The 16493-nt window shown below is 68.4% G+C and carries 16 protein-coding genes and 1 tRNA gene; 14 read left to right on the forward strand and 3 right to left on the reverse strand.

Features of this window, described 5'->3' with window-relative positions:
• Positions 1 to 87: 87 nt before the first annotated feature.
• From KF823_14525 to KF823_14550, 6 genes are all read left to right on the forward strand, one after another.
• Positions 88 to 324 carry a helix-turn-helix transcriptional regulator gene (locus KF823_14525; GenBank protein MBX3727122.1) on the forward strand — a complete coding sequence of 79 codons (237 nt, stop codon included), beginning with the start codon at positions 88 to 90 and terminating at the stop codon, positions 322 to 324.
• A 441-nt stretch (positions 325 to 765) separates the two neighbouring features.
• Entirely contained in the window at positions 766 to 2178 is a 1413-nt protein-coding gene (locus KF823_14530) for an N-6 DNA methylase (protein MBX3727123.1), read from the forward strand.
• A gap of 89 nt (positions 2179 to 2267) precedes the next feature.
• Positions 2268 to 3407, forward strand: a complete 1140-nt coding sequence (locus KF823_14535; GenBank protein ID MBX3727124.1) for a restriction endonuclease subunit S — start codon at positions 2268 to 2270, stop codon at positions 3405 to 3407.
• A 4-nt stretch (positions 3408 to 3411) separates the two neighbouring features.
• Positions 3412 to 4419 (forward strand): Abi family protein, encoded by a 1008-nt coding sequence (locus KF823_14540; protein MBX3727125.1) that lies wholly within the window; start codon positions 3412 to 3414, stop codon positions 4417 to 4419.
• A 331-nt stretch (positions 4420 to 4750) separates the two neighbouring features.
• On the forward strand, positions 4751 to 5815 hold the full coding sequence (locus tag KF823_14545) for a DUF4325 domain-containing protein (protein MBX3727126.1): 1065 nt from the start codon (positions 4751 to 4753) through the stop codon (positions 5813 to 5815).
• Between the two features lie 34 nt (positions 5816 to 5849).
• Complete coding sequence (locus KF823_14550) at positions 5850 to 8186, forward strand: DEAD/DEAH box helicase family protein (GenBank protein MBX3727127.1); 2337 nt, start codon at positions 5850 to 5852, stop codon at positions 8184 to 8186.
• A 194-nt stretch (positions 8187 to 8380) separates the two neighbouring features.
• Here KF823_14550 and KF823_14555 read toward each other — a convergent pair.
• Positions 8381 to 8457 (reverse strand) — tRNA-Met (locus KF823_14555).
• A gap of 127 nt (positions 8458 to 8584) precedes the next feature.
• Here KF823_14555 and KF823_14560 point away from each other — a divergent pair.
• The 7 genes from KF823_14560 to nudC all read left to right on the forward strand — a co-directional run bounded on the left by KF823_14560 (position 8585) and on the right by nudC (position 13103).
• Positions 8585 to 9142, forward strand: coding sequence for an RNA pyrophosphohydrolase (locus tag KF823_14560; GenBank protein MBX3727128.1), 558 nt, complete (start codon positions 8585 to 8587; stop codon positions 9140 to 9142).
• A gap of 187 nt (positions 9143 to 9329) precedes the next feature.
• Positions 9330 to 9533 (forward strand): (2Fe-2S)-binding protein, encoded by a 204-nt coding sequence (locus KF823_14565; GenBank protein MBX3727129.1) that lies wholly within the window; start codon positions 9330 to 9332, stop codon positions 9531 to 9533.
• A 307-nt stretch (positions 9534 to 9840) separates the two neighbouring features.
• Positions 9841 to 10311 (forward strand): bacterioferritin, encoded by a 471-nt coding sequence (bfr, locus tag KF823_14570; GenBank protein ID MBX3727130.1) that lies wholly within the window; start codon positions 9841 to 9843, stop codon positions 10309 to 10311.
• Positions 10312 to 10569: 258 nt separating this feature from the next.
• Positions 10570 to 11307 carry a hypothetical protein gene (locus tag KF823_14575; GenBank protein MBX3727131.1) on the forward strand — a complete coding sequence of 246 codons (738 nt, stop codon included), beginning with the start codon at positions 10570 to 10572 and terminating at the stop codon, positions 11305 to 11307.
• Entirely contained in the window at positions 11307 to 11714 is a 408-nt protein-coding gene (locus KF823_14580; protein MBX3727132.1) for a polymer-forming cytoskeletal protein, read from the forward strand. Before KF823_14575 ends, KF823_14580 begins: the two co-directional genes overlap by 1 nt.
• A 32-nt stretch (positions 11715 to 11746) precedes the next feature.
• Positions 11747 to 12103, forward strand: a complete 357-nt coding sequence (gene erpA, locus KF823_14585) for an iron-sulfur cluster insertion protein ErpA (GenBank protein ID MBX3727133.1) — start codon at positions 11747 to 11749, stop codon at positions 12101 to 12103.
• A 52-nt stretch (positions 12104 to 12155) separates the two neighbouring features.
• On the forward strand, positions 12156 to 13103 hold the full coding sequence (gene nudC, locus KF823_14590; GenBank protein ID MBX3727134.1) for an NAD(+) diphosphatase: 948 nt from the start codon (positions 12156 to 12158) through the stop codon (positions 13101 to 13103).
• A gap of 597 nt (positions 13104 to 13700) precedes the next feature.
• On the opposite strand, the gene KF823_14595 is transcribed toward nudC, so the two are convergent.
• Both KF823_14595 and KF823_14600 read right to left on the reverse strand, forming a co-directional pair.
• The gene (locus tag KF823_14595; protein ID MBX3727135.1) at positions 13701 to 14609 is read right to left on the reverse strand and encodes a pteridine-dependent deoxygenase; all 909 of its coding nucleotides are present in this window, start codon (positions 14607 to 14609) and stop codon (positions 13701 to 13703) included.
• A gap of 74 nt (positions 14610 to 14683) precedes the next feature.
• Complete coding sequence (locus KF823_14600) at positions 14684 to 16003, reverse strand: tryptophan 7-halogenase (GenBank protein MBX3727136.1); 1320 nt, start codon at positions 16001 to 16003, stop codon at positions 14684 to 14686.
• 119 nt (positions 16004 to 16122) lie between these two features.
• Here KF823_14600 and KF823_14605 point away from each other — a divergent pair, with 119 nt between their 5' ends.
• Positions 16123 to 16401 (forward strand): acyl carrier protein, encoded by a 279-nt coding sequence (locus KF823_14605; protein MBX3727137.1) that lies wholly within the window; start codon positions 16123 to 16125, stop codon positions 16399 to 16401.
• The last annotated feature ends 92 nt before the right edge of the window (positions 16402 to 16493 follow it).

Here is a 16493-nt window from a genome sequence, read left to right on the forward strand (position 1 = left end):
CGACACTCTCAGTTGACGCTACACGCCAAAAGGCGATCTGCAACTACACTCGTTGCCTATGATTGCCGGCATTCAGAGATTGTTCATATGATTCGCTTCCGGCTCCCAGAACTCATGGCTGACAAGTCCTTCCATGAAAGGCGGGTCGTGACCGTTTCGGAAATTGCCCAGGCCACGGGAATCCACCGCGCCACCTTGTCGAAGGTCGCGAACCATCCGGGCGCCAACGTCGGCACGGAGATCGTCGACAAGCTGTGCCGCTACTTCGGGTGCCAACCGGGCGAACTGATGACCTGGATCGACGATAAGCCTCCCGAGGGATGAGCCAAGCGTTAGGCGTGCGGCCAGCTCGCCGTGCGCCTGAGCGGGTACTCAGGTACGCCAAGCGTCCAGGCCGGATCTGGAGCTCGGGTGCTGTCCCCCTTTAATACATTCAGTGAATTGAGTGAGATTGTGATGGCATCGGAAACCAAGGCCCAACGCTTCATCGACGCCCTCAAGGACCTGGGCGGATCTGCTGGCAACGGGCGACTGAGCAGCACCTTGGGATGGGCGGACAGCACCTACCAGCGGGTGAAGGCCGAGCTGATCGAGTCGGGTCGCATCGTGCCTGGACGGGGTCGGGGTGGCTCGGTGGCGCTCGCCACGCGAGCATCGGTGAAGTCCCGGAAAGGGCCGGCCAGCACGCCGCAGCCCGCTGCCGCCAGGCGCAGCAAGGCTGAGGGCAATGCCTACGCACAGGCCTTCAACGCGATCGACAAGGCCATGCGCAATGACGAGGGCCTGGCCTCCGAGCTGGACTACGCCGAACAAACCTCGTGGCTGCTGTTCCTGAAATACCTGGCCGACATGGAGCACGAATGGGCGGATGAAGCCGCGCTGGAAGGCCGCAGCTACCAGCCCCTGCTGGAGTCACCCTACCGCTGGCAGGACTGGGCCGCACCCAGGAGCGCCGTGGGCAAGCTGCACGCCAATGCCCTGACCGGCAGCGACCTGATCGACTTCGTCAACTCAAGCCTGATCCCGCATCTGAAGTCCTACAAGGACGCAAGCGTCGAAGCCGACAGTCTGGAGTACAAGATCGGCGAGATCTTCTCGGAAGTGTCCAACCGCTTCCGCTCCGGCTACACCCTGCGCGACGTGCTGCAGATCGTCGACACGCTCAGCTTCGGCAGCTCCGAGGCCAAGCACGAGCTGTCCGACCTGTACGAGACGCGCATCAAGCGCATGGGCAACGCCGGCCGCAACGGCGGCGAGTACTACACCCCGCGCCCGCTGATCCGCGCCATGATCGCCGTGGTGCAGCCGCAGATAGGCGAGACCATTTACGACGGGGCTTGCGGCAGCGCCGGCTTTCTCTGCGAGGCCTGGGAACACCTGCGCCGCGATGACCTCTCGGCCAAGGACTGGGACACCCTGCAGCGGCGTACCTTCTACGGGCAGGAGAAGAAATCGCTGGCCTATGTGCTGGGCGTGATGAACATGATCCTGCACGGCATCGAGGCGCCGAACATCCGCCACGCCAACACGCTGTCCGAAAACGTCATGGACATCCAGCAGAAGGATCGCCACGACATCGTGCTGGCCAACCCGCCCTTCGGCGGCGGCGAGCGGCCCGAGGTGCAGCAGAACTTCCCGATCCGCTCGTCGGAGACGGCCTACCTGTTCCTGCAGCACTTCATCCGCAAGCTCAAGGCCGGCGGCCGCGGCGCGGTGGTGATCAAGAACACCTTCCTCAGCAACACCGACAACGCCAGCGTCGAACTGCGCCGCGAGCTGCTCGCCAGCTGCAACCTCCACACCGTGCTCGACTGCCCCGGCGGCACCTTCCAGGGCGCCGGCGTGAAGACCGTGGTGCTGTTCTTCGACAAGGGCGCGCCCACGCGCAGCATCTGGTACTACCAGCTCGACCCCGGCCGCAGCTTGGGCAAGACCAACCCGCTGAACGACGCCGACCTCGCCGAGTTCATCGCCCTGCAGAAGAGCAAGGGCACCGGCCCGAAGAGCTGGACGCTGGAGGTGGCCGACGTCGATCAAGCCACCTGCGACCTATCGGTCAAGAACCCGCATGCGCCGGAGGCCGCGCCACAGCGCAGCCCCCAACAAATCATCGACGACATGCTGGCACGGGATGCGGAGACGGCGAAGCTGCTGGCTAAAGTGAGGGAGATGCTGTGAGTGGAATGGCTTCGCATCTCGGATGTCGGCTTCCTCTCGGTTGGAAGGTCTCCAACATTGCCTCCATAGCCGACCACTGTCTGGGAAAGATGCTCGACAAGAGCAAGAACTTGGGAACTCCCCGTGCCTACCTCCGAAACCTCAACGTACGATGGTTCGAGTTCGATCTGTCCGATCTGCTGGAGATGAGATTCGAAGATTCCGAGGCCGATCGGTATCAGGCCAGGCGAGGGGACCTAATCATCTGCGAAGGGGGCTACCCCGGCCGGGCGGCGATCTGGGACAGCGAAGAGCCGATCCATCTTCAGAAGGCATTGCATCGCGTCCGCTTCAAGGAGCCAGATCGTGCAAAGTGGGTGTTGTACTGGCTGCACTACTGCGACGGGGCGGGGTTTCTGGTTGAGCATTTTAGCGGTGCCGGCATTCAGCACTTCACGAAGGCAGCGCTCGCCCGATTCACCGTTCCGCTCCCGCCGCTGAACGAACAGAAGCGCATCGTAGCAGCGCTGGATCAGGCCTTCACCGCCCTCGACCGCGCCCGCGGGAACGCCGAAGCAAACCTGAAGGCAGCGGAGGGGCTGCGTCAGGACGCATTGGATGCGAGCTTCAACACCATCGCGGCACGGTCTCCATCGGTCGAGCTGCAGGAGGCTGTGCATCCCGATTGCGGCCTGTCTTACGGAATCGTCCAGCCGGGAGACGAAGTGGACGATGGCTTGCCCATCGTTCGGCCCGTCGATCTGACGCAACGTGAGGTTGGCCTCGCTGGCTTGAAGCGCATAGACCCCGCGGCGGCACGCGGCTATGCGCGCACGACACTTCAAGGCGGGGAGCTTCTGCTCTGCGTCCGGGGAAGCACGGGCATCGTTTCCGTGGCATCCAAGGGGCTGGCAGGCGCCAACGTCACTCGCGGCATTGTCCCGATCCGCTTCCACCCGGCGCGAGTGCTGCGCGACTTCGCCTATTTCCAGTTCCGCTCCAGCCTCGTCCGCAACCAGATCGCCGAGAAGACCTACGGCGCGGCCCTGATGCAGATCAACATCAAGGATCTGCGCGCCCTGCGCTTCCTAGTGCCTGACCTGGAAACGCAACGCGATATCGTCCGGAAGTCGGAAGCCGTTCTCGCCGACACCCAGGCCCTTTGTCGCTCTTACCAAGCTCAGCTCAGCGATAGTGCCGATCTTCGCCAATCCCTACTCCAAGCCGCCTTCTCCGGTCAGTTAAGCTGAGTCGATGAGTTCAGCCGTCAACAGTCGGTACGACCGGCCCTGGAAGTCCTTTGAGGAGCAGCTGGAGCTGCTGCGTTCCCGCGGCATGCGAATCGAGGATGACGCCTCCGCGCTGACCTGGCTTCGTCGCGTGGGCTACTACCGCTTGAGTGCCTACTGGTATCCGTTCCGGGTGTTCAGGCACGTGCAGGACGCGGAGACTGGTTCCATCCGGACGCAGCGCACCGATGAGTTTGTACAGGACACCAGCTTTTCCGACGCAGTCGAACTGTACGTGTTCGATCGGCGGCTGCGGGTGCTCCTGTCCGATGCCCTGGAGCGCATCGAAGTATCACTGCGGGTGGAGCTGGCCTATCGGCTGGGCAAGTCGGATACGTTTGCGCACCTGCATGCCGGGGCGTTCCACCCCACGTTTCGCGACCGCCGATTCGGCGGAGATGGGGAAACGGCATTCGATGCCTGGCAACGGCGCTATGGTGGGCTGGTAGCAAGATCCAAAGAGGACTTCGTCAAGCACTACCATGAACGCCACGGGCCGGACCTGCCGATCTGGGTGGCGATCGAAGTCTGGGACTTCGGCGCGGTATCGCAGCTGTTGGCCATGACCCGGGTCCCGGATCAGGAAGCGATCGCGAAGCGCTTCGGCATTGCCGACTGGAAGGCCTTCAGCAGCTGGGTGCGTGCGCTCAGCTACCTGCGCAACCTGGTCGCACACCACAGCCGGGTGTGGAACCGGAACATGGTTTCGGAACCGAAGATGCCCTCTGCACATACGCCTGACTGGTGCGCGGACTTCGCTGGCCAAAAAGACCTGCTCTCCAAGCCCTTCGTGTATCTCGAAATCGTGAGACACCTCGTGGAGGTGGTCTGCCCCGGCAGTCAGTGGCCGCAACGTGTGGCAGCCCACTTGGCGGCATTCCCCGCTCAGACATCACAGCGGAAGCTGACAGTGTCAGCGATGGGAGTCCCGATTTGCTGGGAGCGCCGCTGGCTGCCCGACCCGGGAAAATAAGAACCCCCGCGTAAGTTCCGGAGAACCAAGAGGCGGGGGCCATGTTGGGCGCGATTGTATGTGCTTGCGCGCGATAAGGCCAGCCAAGAAAGAGGCGAAGCGCACTGGAAAGAAGAGGGGCCTCGGCGACGTCGATATCGGGATGGCGCCATTCCATCGACAGTCGCGTTCGGCCGAACACGGGACAGCGCCTCGGGCGACAGAACGGGCTGTGAAGCACAGTCGTAAGCATCGTCGATTTTCGACAATTAATTCAGTATTTTACGTCCTTTTCTGAGCGATCAAGGCTGTTTAACTGTTTAATCTCCCGGGATAACTTTACAATCCTGACATGGCCCGACCCAGCCGCTCCGATGAGATCGACGCCGCCCTGCTGCGGGCGGTGGGGGAGCATCCGCGTGATCTGGTGAGCATGGTGGCGGCGCAGCTCGGCCTGTCGCGGGCGCGGATCAACACCCAGGTGCGGGCGCTGGTGGAAGGCGGCTACCTGCAGACTTCAGGCGGCACGCGCCCGGTGTATGCGCGGGGGCCACACCGCAAGTTCAGCCGGCGCTATCCGCGCGCTGGCCTGGCCGAGGATCGCGTCTGGAATCAGGACCTGCAGCCCCTGCTCGATGACCTGCCGCGCAACGTGCAGGACATCGCCCAGCACGGCGTGACCGAGATGGTCAACAACGCGGTGGACCATTCCGACGGACGAACCGTGCACGTGCAGATGGACTGCGATGCCGAGCGTCTGCTGCTGGCGGTCGACGACGACGGCATCGGCATCTTCCGCAAGATCACCCGTGCGCTGGACCTGCCCGATGAGCGACTGGCGCTGCTGGAGCTGTCCAAGGGCAAGCTGACCACCGACCCGACGCGCCACTCGGGCGAGGGCATTTTCTTCACCTCGCGCGCGTTCGACCGCTTCCAGATCCAGTCAGGCGGGCTGTACTTCGACCATGACCATCGCCACGACGACGACTGGCTGGATGAAGTCGAAACGCCGCCAATGGATCACGGTACCGCCGTCTACATGGAGTTGGCGCGCGACAGCGCGCGCAGCATTCGCGAGGTCTTCGACGAATTCTCCAGTGGCCCCGACGACTACGACTTCGCCAAGACCGTGGTGCCGGTGCGTCTGGCCAAGGTCGGGGACGAGAATCTGGTCTCGCGCTCGCAGGCCAAACGCCTGCTGCAGCGGGTGGAGCGGTTCCGCTCCGTGGTGCTGGATTTCGATCAGGTCGGCGGCATCGGCCAGGCCTTTGCCGACGAGATCTTCCGGGTCTTTGCCAACGCCCATCCAGAGGTGGAACTGGTGGCGGTGAATGCCGTGCCCGGCGTCCAGCAGATGATCCGCCGTGCTGAGGTGGCCCGCGACGCCCAGGGCGGGCAGTTGCCGCTGCTGGGCTGATTGCCCGTCAGCCGTGGCACACTCCGGCTGGACCATGGAGACCGAGGCCGATACCCGCGCCAACCGCATCGATCCGGTGCTGCGTTCCGCCGGCTGGGGCGTGGTCGACGGCGCGCAGGTGCATCGCGAGCTGATCTGTCCGGGCCGCATCCTCGGCGGCGGGCAGCGTGGCAGTGCGCTGTCGGCGGACTACGTGCTGAGCTACCGCGGGCGCAAGCTGGCGGTGATCGAGGCCAAGCGCGCCGGCCTTGGCCACACCAGCGGCGTCGGGCAGGCCAAGGACTACGCGACGCGCTTGCAGGCGCGCTTTGCCTATGCCACCAACGGGCTCGGCTGGTACGGCATCGACATGCACACCGGCGCCGAGGGCGACATCGCCCTGCCGTTTCCTTCGCCGGAGCAGCTCTGGCTGCGCTGCTTTCCCGAGGGCAACGACTGGCGCGAGCGTTTCGGCGCGGTGCCCTTCGAGACCGGCGGCGGCAAGTGGCAGCCGCGCTACTACCAGCACAACGCCATCACCGCGGTGCTGGAAGCCATCGCCCAGCAGCGCGAGCGCATCCTGCTGACGCTCGCCACAGGCACCGGCAAGACCTCGATCGCCTTCCAGATCGCCTGGAAGCTGTTCCAGGCGAAATGGAACCTGAGCCGCGATCCCGTACGCCGCCCTCGGATACTGTTTCTGGCCGACCGCAATATCCTGGCCGATCAGGCCTTCAACGCCTTCAGCGCGTTTCCGCCCGATGCGCTGTGCCGCATCCGGCCGGAGGAGATCCGCCGGCGCGGCGGCGCGCCGCGCAACGCCAGCGTGTTCTTCACCATCTTCCAGACCTTCATGACCGGGGGCGGCGAGCCGGAGGGCGATGCGGGCGAACCGCAGTTCACCTTCGAAGGCTACGAGCCGGACTTCTTCGACTTCATCGTCATCGACGAATGCCATCGCGGCGGCGCCCGCGACGAGAGCACCTGGCGCGGCATCCTCGAGTACTTCAAGCCCGCCGTGCAGCTCGGCCTGACCGCCACGCCCAAGCGCGACGTCAATGCCGACACATACGCCTACTTCGGCGAGCCGGTCTACAGCTACGCGCTGAAGGAAGGCATCGGCGATGGCTTCCTGACGCCGTTCAAGGTGCGGCAGATGGCCTCGACCCTGGACGAGTACAGCTGGTCGGAAGGCGACACGGTGCTGGCCGGCGAGATCGATCGCGAGCGGACCTACACCGAGGCCGACTTCAACACCCGCCTGGTGATCGACCAGCGCGAGCAGAGCCGGGTGCAGGAGTTCATGGACCAGATCGACCCGCGGCAGAAGACCCTGGTGTTCTGCGCGACGCAGGAGCACGCCGCGCGGGTGCGCAACTTCATCAACCAGATCAAGGACAACCCCGACCCGCACTACTGCGAGCGCGTCACCGCCGACGATGGCGAGTTGGGCGAGCGGCACCTGCGCGAGTTCCAGGACAACGAAAAGACCCTGCCGACCATCCTCACCACCTCGCAGAAGCTGTCCACCGGCGTCGATGCGCTGAACATCCGCAACATCGTGCTGCTGCGCCCGATCCGCTCGATGATCGAGTTCAAGCAGATCATCGGCCGCGGCACGCGCACCTTCGACGGCAAGGACTACTTCACCATCTACGATTTCGTAAAGGCCTACGAGCACTTCAACGACCCCGAGTGGGATGGCGAGCCCCTGCCGCCCGAGCCGCCCGCCGGACGCCGCGTTTCGGGCGAGGATGGAGGGGGCCAATCGGGTGAGCGCCCCGGCCGACGACCGGGTGTGGACGAGCCGCCTCGTGCCGAACGCGTGGTGGTGAAGCTGTCCGATGGCAGGGAGCGGAGCATCCGCTATCTCGCGGCAACGACCTACTGGCACAACGGCCGTCAGATCAGCGCCCAGGAGTTCATGCAGCAGTTGTTCGGGGACCTGGGCGGGCTGGTGGCGGACGAGGACGAGCTGCGAGCTGTCTGGAAAGACCCGGACCGGCGCGAGGGCTTCATCCAGCGCCTGTCAGACATGGGTTACGACAGCGAGCGCCTGGCGGACATGCAGCGCCTGATCGACGCGCCCAACAGCGACATCTTCGACGTACTGGCCTATGTGCGGTTCACGCTGGCACCGCTGGCCCGGGGTGAACGCGTGCGTGCCGCCCTGTCCAGCGGCCTTGACGGCTACGAGCGGGAGATGCGCGCGTTCCTGGAGTTCGTGCTGGGCAACTACGAGCGCAACGGCATCGGCGAGCTGGCAGGCCACCGCATCGGCGACTTCCTGCGCATCCGCTACGGCGGCGTCAATGACGCCAAGCGGGCCCTCGGGAGCGTCGACGAGATCCGCCGCGCCTTCGTTGCGATCCAGGGACACCTGTTTTCGTGACGGTGTCCACCCCGGAGCGCCCGCAAAATCCGTGACAGTGCGGCCGCCGACACGGGCGTGCTGGGGTCGGTTTCGCCCCTTTCGGCCGCGCGCGAGTGGCACGGAACTGTCACGGAAACTGTCACGGGCCCTCGCGGGGAGCGTCCCGGCTGGCGCCCGGCCACAAAAAAACCCGCAAGATCGCGGGCTTGTCGTGGTGGCTATGGGTGGACTCGAACCACCGACCCCAGCATTATGAGTGCTGTGCTCTAACCGGCTGAGCTACATAGCCACGGGGTCGAGCATTGTCGTGAGGGGCCGCCGGAGCTGTCAAGCCGGGCCCGGCAGGGCGCGTGGCGCCTTGCTGGCGCTTGGCGGGCTGTGCTACACGGGGACATCGCCGAAGCCTGCGCCCGCCCGTGATCGACCCCGACGGTTACCGCCCGAATGTCGGCATCATCCTGCTCAACGAGCAGGCCCAGGTGTTCTGGGCGCGGCGCGTGCGTCGCGATGGCTGGCAGTTCCCGCAGGGCGGCATGAACTCCGACGAGGTGCCGGAAGAGGCCATGTACCGCGAGCTGCACGAGGAGACCGGGCTGAGCCCGGACGCCGTGCAGGTGCTGGGTTCGACCGCGGGCTGGTTGCGCTACCGGTTGCCGCAGCGGCATGTCCGGCGAAACGATGCGCTGGCCTGCATCGGCCAGAAGCAGGTGTGGTTCCTGCTGCGGCTGGTCGCCGGCGAGGACCAGGTCCGGCTGGATCTCAACGAGCGGCCGGAATTCGACGCCTGGCGCTGGGTGGATTTCTGGTATCCGCTGCGCCATGTGGTGCATTTCAAGCGGCGCGTGTACGCGCGGGCCCTTGCCCAGCTCGCGCCGTTGGCAGGGGTGGCGCCGCAGCCGTGGCTGGACCGCTATCTGAATCCGCCGCGTGACGAGCGCGCCGTGGCCCGGCCGGTGGTCAAGTCCACGGGTTGAGGGCGGGCCATGTGGCCCGGCGGCCACGGCGCGCTCTGATGCTGCCGGGTGGCGCTGGATTCGGGCCGGGACTAAGCCCCAAAGGGGCTGGTTGACAATCATTCTCATTCAATGTCCAATGGCGGCGTCGCGCCCTGCGCGATGGCGTGCAGGCCGTCCGGCCCGCGCCGACATGGAGTCCACCGCCATGTATGTCTGCGTCTGCAACGGCATCACCGACCGCACCGTGCGCGAGGCCGCGGCCTCGGGCGTGCGCTGCCTGGGCGAGCTGACCATGCGCACCGGCTGCGCCGGCACCTGCGGCGCCTGTGCCGAAGTCGCCGAACAGATCCTGGCCGAGTCCTGCTGCCAGTCCCCGGCCGGCAACGACGCGGTCGTCCACGCCGCCTGAGCACACCCCGCCGGCAGGCGCCCGCCTGCCGCCACAACCGATGGTGCCGGGCCCCACGGGCCGGCGACAGCCCGTCCCGCCCTGTCGTTTTCCGCCCCGCCTGCAAACGCCCAACCCGCGAATGCCCTCGCGACGGCCCGCACTCTCCGCGCCCGCCGATCTCTACGCTTCCCCGGTCCCCGGTCCCGAGTCCCGAGTCCCGAGTCCCGGCTCCCCCCAAAACCCCAACCATTCCCATTCCCGTTCCGCCCCGCAAAAGCCATCCCCGCTACCCTGACCGCCTGCCACGCATGCCAGGAGTCCCGCAATGAAGGGTGACGCCAAGGTCATCGAGCACCTGAACAAGGCGCTCTACAACGAATTGATCGCCATCAACCAGTACTTCCTGCATTCGCGGATGTTCGGAAACTGGGGCTTCAAGGAGCTGGCCGAATACGAGTACAAGGAATCGATCGACGAGATGAAGCACGCCGATCGGCTGATCGAGCGCATCCTGTTCCTGGATGGCCTGCCCAACCTGCAGAACCTCGGCAAGCTGCGGATCGGCGAGAACCCCGAGGAGGTCTTCCGCTGCGACCTGGCGCTGGAAATGCAGGCGATCCCGGACCTCAAGGCCGGCATCGCGCACTGCGAGCAGGTCGGAGACTATGTCAGTCGCGAACTGCTCGAGGACATCCTGGAAAGCGAGGAGGAGCACGTCGACTGGCTGGAGACCCAGCTCGCCCTGATCGAGCGCCTGGGCGCCACGCCTTACCTGCAGACCAAGATCGAGAGCTGAGGCCGGATTCTGCTGCCGCCACCGCCACCGCCTCCGATACTGGCGGTGTCACCGGCAGCGGCACCGGCGGCCGCACGGGAGCCGGGGCGGGGTGCGCTGGCTGCAAGGCCGCAGCAGCCGGCCGGGAGCCGGCGCCGGCCCGGGCCCGGCCAAGCGCGGCCGAGACCGGCGGGTCCCAGGCGCGGTCCGTGACCCCTGCCCTTGACCTGGTCCGGTGCCTGCCGGCCTAATCGTCGTCTTTCCGGTCAGCTGCCCGCCATGTCCCTCTCCGGCCACACGCCGATGCCGAGCCTGCGCATCGTCGATCCGCAGCGCGTGCGCCGCCAGCGCCTGCTGCTGGTGGCCGCCTGGCTGCTGACCGTGCTGGCGGCCTATGTCGTCGGCCGCTACGTGATGATCCCGCAGGCCGGCACGCTGGCGGCGGACCTCGCGCAGTCGCAGGCGGCCCTGGAGGTCAATCGCAGGCGTCTGGCCGAGATCGAGCAGCGCCTGGCCGTGGTCGAGCGCTCCGAGCAGATCGCCCGGCTGGCCAACGAGAACGTGCAGGGTGCGCTGGCCGCCAAGGACGACGAGATCGCCCAGTTGCGCCGCGACCTGGCGGTCTACGACCGCCTGATCGGGCCAGGCGCGCAGCGCCAGCCGCTGGACCTGCATGAACTGGTGCTGCGGCCCTCGGACGACGGCTCGGTCGCCTTCAGCGCACTGCTCACCCAGTCCAACGACCCGCGCGGCAGCACCGCCGGACGTCTCACCCTGGCGATCGAGGGGCAGCGCAGCGGCCGCACCGAACGGCTGGAATGGCCGGCATTGGTGCCGTCGCGCAGCGCCGAGGGTCTGGGTTTCGATTTCCGCTATTTCCAGCGCCTGGAAGGGCGCATCACCCTGCCTGGCGATTTCCAGCCGCACACCGTCCATGTCCGCCTCGCCCCGCGCGGCGGCAGCGCGGTGGAGCGAACCCTGGACTGGCGCCGGGTCGCACAGCAAGGGACTTCGTGATGTTCGGAGGCAAGCAACCGGCCCGGCAGGGCGGCAATGGCCAGGTCGACACGCTGATCGGGCGCAACACGCGGGTCGAGGGCGACGTCCACTTCACCGGTGGGCTCTACGTGGACGGCGAGGTCAAGGGCGCGATCCTGGCCGAAAAAGGCGGCGAGGCCATGCTGTCGATCAGCGAGCAGGGCCGCGTCGAGGGCGAGGTGCGGGTGCCGCACGTGGTGGTCAACGGCCACCTGGCCGGCAACATCCTGGGCGCCGAGAAGGTCGAGCTGCTGGCCAACGCCAAGGTCCAGGGCAACATCCACTACAAGCTGCTGCAGATGGCGGTGGGCGCGGCGGTGACCGGCCAGCTGGTCCAGGAGCGCGAAGCCCCCCGGCAGCTGTCCGGTCCCGACGGCGAGGCTTGAACGCCGCTGCCGGCGCCCCGATCATGGCAGGCATGGAAGCCACCCTGCCTGCTCCCCCCGAGGGCCTGATCCAGGTCACCCCCGCCGCCGCCGCCAAGGTCGGCGCGCTGGTCGCCGAGGAGGGCAACCCGGGCCTCAAGCTGCGCGTCTACATCACCGGTGGCGGCTGCTCGGGCTTCCAGTACGGCTTCGCCTTCGAGGAGGCGGCCGAGGAGGACGATTTCTCGGTGCAGCGCGACGGCATCACGGTGCTGGTCGACCCGCTCAGCCTGCAATACCTGCAGGGCGCCGAGATCGACTACAGCGAAGGCCTCAGCGGCGCACAGTTCGTGATCCGCAACCCCAACGCCCGCACCACCTGCGGGTGCGGTTCCTCGTTCTCGGCCTGAGCCCGGTGGCGCCGGTTCAGCCGTCCCCGACGGCCCGCCACCGGCAGTCGTGATGCGCGCTCCCGGCGGCGGAGAACCGTCCACGCCGGCCGCGGCGGGCCGCAGCTATGCCTTCGCCGCCGCCGACCTCGACCGCTGCGCGGAACTGCGCGACGACGATGTCCTGGTCGCCGGCCTGGCCCTGTCGGCCGACGCCGACTGGCTGTTCCTGCGCGAGGACGGCGCGGCCGTGCTGACGCCGCACCATGGCCTGGCCCTGGTGCCTGGCGACGCGCTCGAGCTGCTGCCGCCGCTGTGGCTGTTCCTGGGCCGGCGCGGCGGCCGTGCGCTGTTCACCGCCTTGCATCCCCAGGTGGCACCGGCGCCGGCCGGCGAGTGGACCGACCTGCGCACCGCGGCGGCCCGCCTGCCGGGCAGCGAGTCCGGCCTGCTCGCGGCCGCGCGAGGACTGCTCGCCTGGCGCCAGCGGCACCGCTGGTGCGGCGCCTGCGGGGGCTTGCTGCAGGTCGCCGCCGCTGGCCATCGCCTGCAGTGCCCAGGCTGCGGCAGCGCGCAGTTCCCACGCACCGACCCGGCCATCATCGTCGCGGTGCGGCATGGCGAGGCCTGCCTGCTCGGCCGCCAGGCCGCCTGGGCGCCGGGCCGCTGGTCGACCCTGGCCGGCTTCGTGGAGCCGGGCGAGACGCTCGAGGCGGCGGTTGCCCGCGAGGTCCGCGAGGAGGCCGGGGTGACCGTCGCCGAGGCGCACTATCTGGGCTCGCAGCCCTGGCCCTTCCCCGGCTCGATCATGCTGGGCTTCGAGGCGCACGCCGTCAGCCGCGACATCGCAGTGGGCGATGAACTGGAGGACGCCCGCTGGTTCGATCCCGACCAGCTCGCCGCCGGCCTGGCCGACGGCACGGTGGTGCTGTCGCCGCCGCTGTCGATCGCCCGCTGGCTGCTCGAGCACTGGCACCGCGAGATCACCGGCCGGCCGATTCCCGACGGCCGCGCCTGGTGACCGGCGCCGGGAGATTCCGGCCGGTCGCCTGAGCGCGGGTGGGAGATCGCAAGCCCCGGGTCGGCCGTCGCGGTCTATCGTTGCATGCCTGGGCGGAGGTCCGGCAGCGCGGGACCACGCATCCCGGCTCTCTGGCGCTGGCCATGCGCTGCATCGTCGCCGGGCCGAGGAGGCGCGCGCTGGCCGGGGCAGCCCTCTCCCCCGCCCCTCCCCCGCGGGGCGGGGGAGGGGAGAAGTGCGGTGCCGTCGCACTGGCGGCAGGCGCTTGGATGCGTGGCTGAGATCCGACGCCGATCAAGTGCCTGACGGCGCGGAAAGCAGTTCCCGCCCAGCCTTCAGTGACCCGGAAACCCAACCTCGAACGCCTTTCCGCGTTCCCCGGTCTTCGATCGTGGCCACCGGTGCCTGGCTCCGATTCCCAGCCTCCGACCCCGATCCCCGGGCGTCCACCGGCGTCCCCCGGGGTCCCACGGCGCCCCCCGGGGTCCCACGGCGTCCCACGGCGTCCCACGGCGTCCCCGAACCCGTCGTTCCCGGCCGGCCGTCGAAGCCGGCGGCCCTCGAAGCCGGCAGCCGGCAGGACGACACAACCGCCTGCTAACGCAGGACGCCGTCGATCTCGACCAGCAGGTCGTGACGGCAGATGTCGCCTTCCAGGAACAGGATGCGGGAGACGTCCAGGCCGGCGACCGCCAGCCGCGCGCGCACCGCCTCGAGGTCGGCGCCGTGGCGCAGGTAGGCCTTCAGGCAGATGTCGCCGTGACTCAACGTGCGGCCCATGCCCGCCTGGGCGACCAGGGCGTCGAGGTTGCGCAGGGTCTCCTCGGTCTGCTCGACCACGCTCTCGTGCAGCGTGGCGTGGCCGACCACGCTGGCGGTGCCGGAGATCAGCAGGGAAGGGCGCGGGCTGGCCAGTCGCATGGCGCGGGCGAAGCTGGGCGGCACCGGCCCGTACTGCCGCGGATAGCGGTAGGCGCTGACCTGTCGCGGATTCTCCACCGGCAGGCCCGGCGCCTGGGCGGCAAGGGCGAACACCACCAGCTCGCGCACGCCGTCGACCCGGCCGATCGCGGTGGCGGCCGGATAGTCGGTGCAGTCCAGGCGGGCGATGCCCTCGGCGCGGCCGATGCTGAACTGCCGGTAGCGCTCGCCGTCACCGTCGCCCTCGTTGATGGCGTCCAGGTAGTTCCAGCAGCGCAGCAGGAAGGGGTGCCGGTGCCGGTCCATTGCCTGCAGCAGCAGCCGGTAGGCATGGGCGGCGGCGCCGCGCGGGCCGTCGTGGTCGGCCTCCGCGACCACCAGCGTAAGCAGCAGGTAGCCGCCGCCGCAGGCCCAGGTCAGCTCGCCGTCGACGCCGTGGCGGACCTCGCCCTCGACCCACCAGCGCTCCACCGGCGCAGGACGGTCCAGCGACCTGAGCGGCACGCGCAGGCACCGGGGATCCGGGTCGCGGCCGGCGCCGGTGCCGAAGCCGACCACGGCCAGCGTGCCGGCCTGCGCCGGCAGGTCGTCCACATGCCGGCGCAGGCAGTCGAAGCGGATCGCCGGCAAGGCCAGGGCGGCGTGCGGCACGGCGACCATCAGGCGGCCCCGTCGCCGAGACGGCCGTCGGCGGCGACGGCGGGCCGGCGGCGTTGGCGCATCTGCGCCCAGCGCTGGCGCAGCAGGACCAGGCTGGCGATCGCGTGGATCGCCTTGAACACCCGCAGGCGCCGGCGCACCGGCTTGCTGTCGAAGACGTCGCCGGCCAGCATCGAGACCACGCCGCGGCGCAGCTCGTAGCGGTCGGAAGGATGCGCGAACAGGTGCCGCATGGCCGTCGAATTGAAGCGGTAGATGAACCAGGAGAAGGCCCGCACGCCGCGTCCGACACGGCGCCGGAAGCGTCGCTGCAGCCGCCGCTCCAGGGCCGGGGTGCGCAGCGCGCCGTCGACCACGTCGACCGCCAGGCGGGCGCTGTGCATGGCCAGGAACACGCCGGACGAGAAGATCGGGTCGACGAAGGCCCAGGCGTCGCCGACCATCAGCCAGCGCGGCCCGGCCATGCGCCGGCAGGCGTAGGAGTAGTTGCCGGTGGCGTGCACAGGCGTCGCCAGCTCGGCTTGCCGCATCCGCGCGGCGGCCTCGGGGTGACTGCGCAGGGTGTCCAGCAGGAACGCCGCCTGGTCGCCGCGACGGGTCCGGAAGTGCGCCGGCCCGGCGACCACGCCGATGCTCATCAGGCCATCGGGCAGGGGGATGAACCATGCCCAGCCGAAATCGAAGCGGTAGATGCTGATATTGCCGGCGTCCTCGCCGGGGCGCCGGGCGACGCCGGCGAAGTGCGCGAACAGGGCGGCGCTGGCGTGTCGCCGGTTGCGTCGCTTGCTGGCGAAGCGGTTGCCGAGGAAGGTGTCGCGGCCGGAGGCGTCGACCAGGTAGCGGGCGCACACGCTCAGACGGGCGCCATCGTCGCCGCGGCAGTCGGCCACGACATCGTCGCCGGCGAAGGCCACCTGCTCGACGCGGACGCCCTCGCGGGCGTCGACGCCGCAGCGCCGCGCGTGGTCGAACAGCAGGGCGTCGAACTGGTCGCGGCGCACCTGGAAGGCGTGGTCCGGGGTGTCGCCGAGCACGTCGTCGAAGCGGAAGGTGCTGTAGCCGCCCGGCGCCGGCGACGGGAAGTCGGCGCCGCGCTTGACCAGGCCGATGCCGCGCACCTCCTCGAGCACACCCAGTTCTTCGAGCAGCGGCAGGTTGGCCGGCAGCAGCGATTCGCCGATGTGGAAGCGCGGGTGGCGCGCCTTCTCGAGCTGCAGCACGCGCCAGCCGCGCCGGGCCAGCAGCGCCGACGCGGTCGAGCCGGCCGGGCCGCCGCCGACCACCAGGATGTCGCAGTGCTGGGGGGATGCGTCCTGCATTCTGGGCTGCCCGTCAGCCGGGTCCGGAAAACGGCCCATGATACACTTCCGGCGCTCGCCAGCCGGCCGCCAGGACGCGGCAAGGCGCCGTATTCATCGCGTTCCCGGAGGCATTCCACGTGTCGGTCACCACCCCGCAGAGTCCGGCCGAGCAGGCGCTCGCGCGCCTGATCGTCGAATCGCTGAACCTCGAGGACGTGGCACCGGAGTCGATCGACCCGGACGCGCCGCTGTTCGGCGACGGCCTGGGGCTGGACTCCATCGACGCCCTCGAGCTGGCCCTGGCGATATCGAAGCAGTACGGCTTCCAGCTGCGTTCGGACAACCCGGACAACCGGCAAAACTTCGCCTCGTTGCGGGCGCTGTCCGCGCACGTCGAGGCCAGCCGCACCGCCTGAGCCGCCGTGACCGTCCGGCCAGCCTGCGACGAGCGCGGCCGCGGTGCGATCCCGGCAGGCTCGCGGCGGTCCGGCGGAGCGGTCGGCGCGGT

The organism is Lysobacterales bacterium (assembly GCA_019634735.1).
Taxonomy (GTDB): domain Bacteria; phylum Pseudomonadota; class Gammaproteobacteria; order Xanthomonadales; family UBA2363; genus Pseudofulvimonas.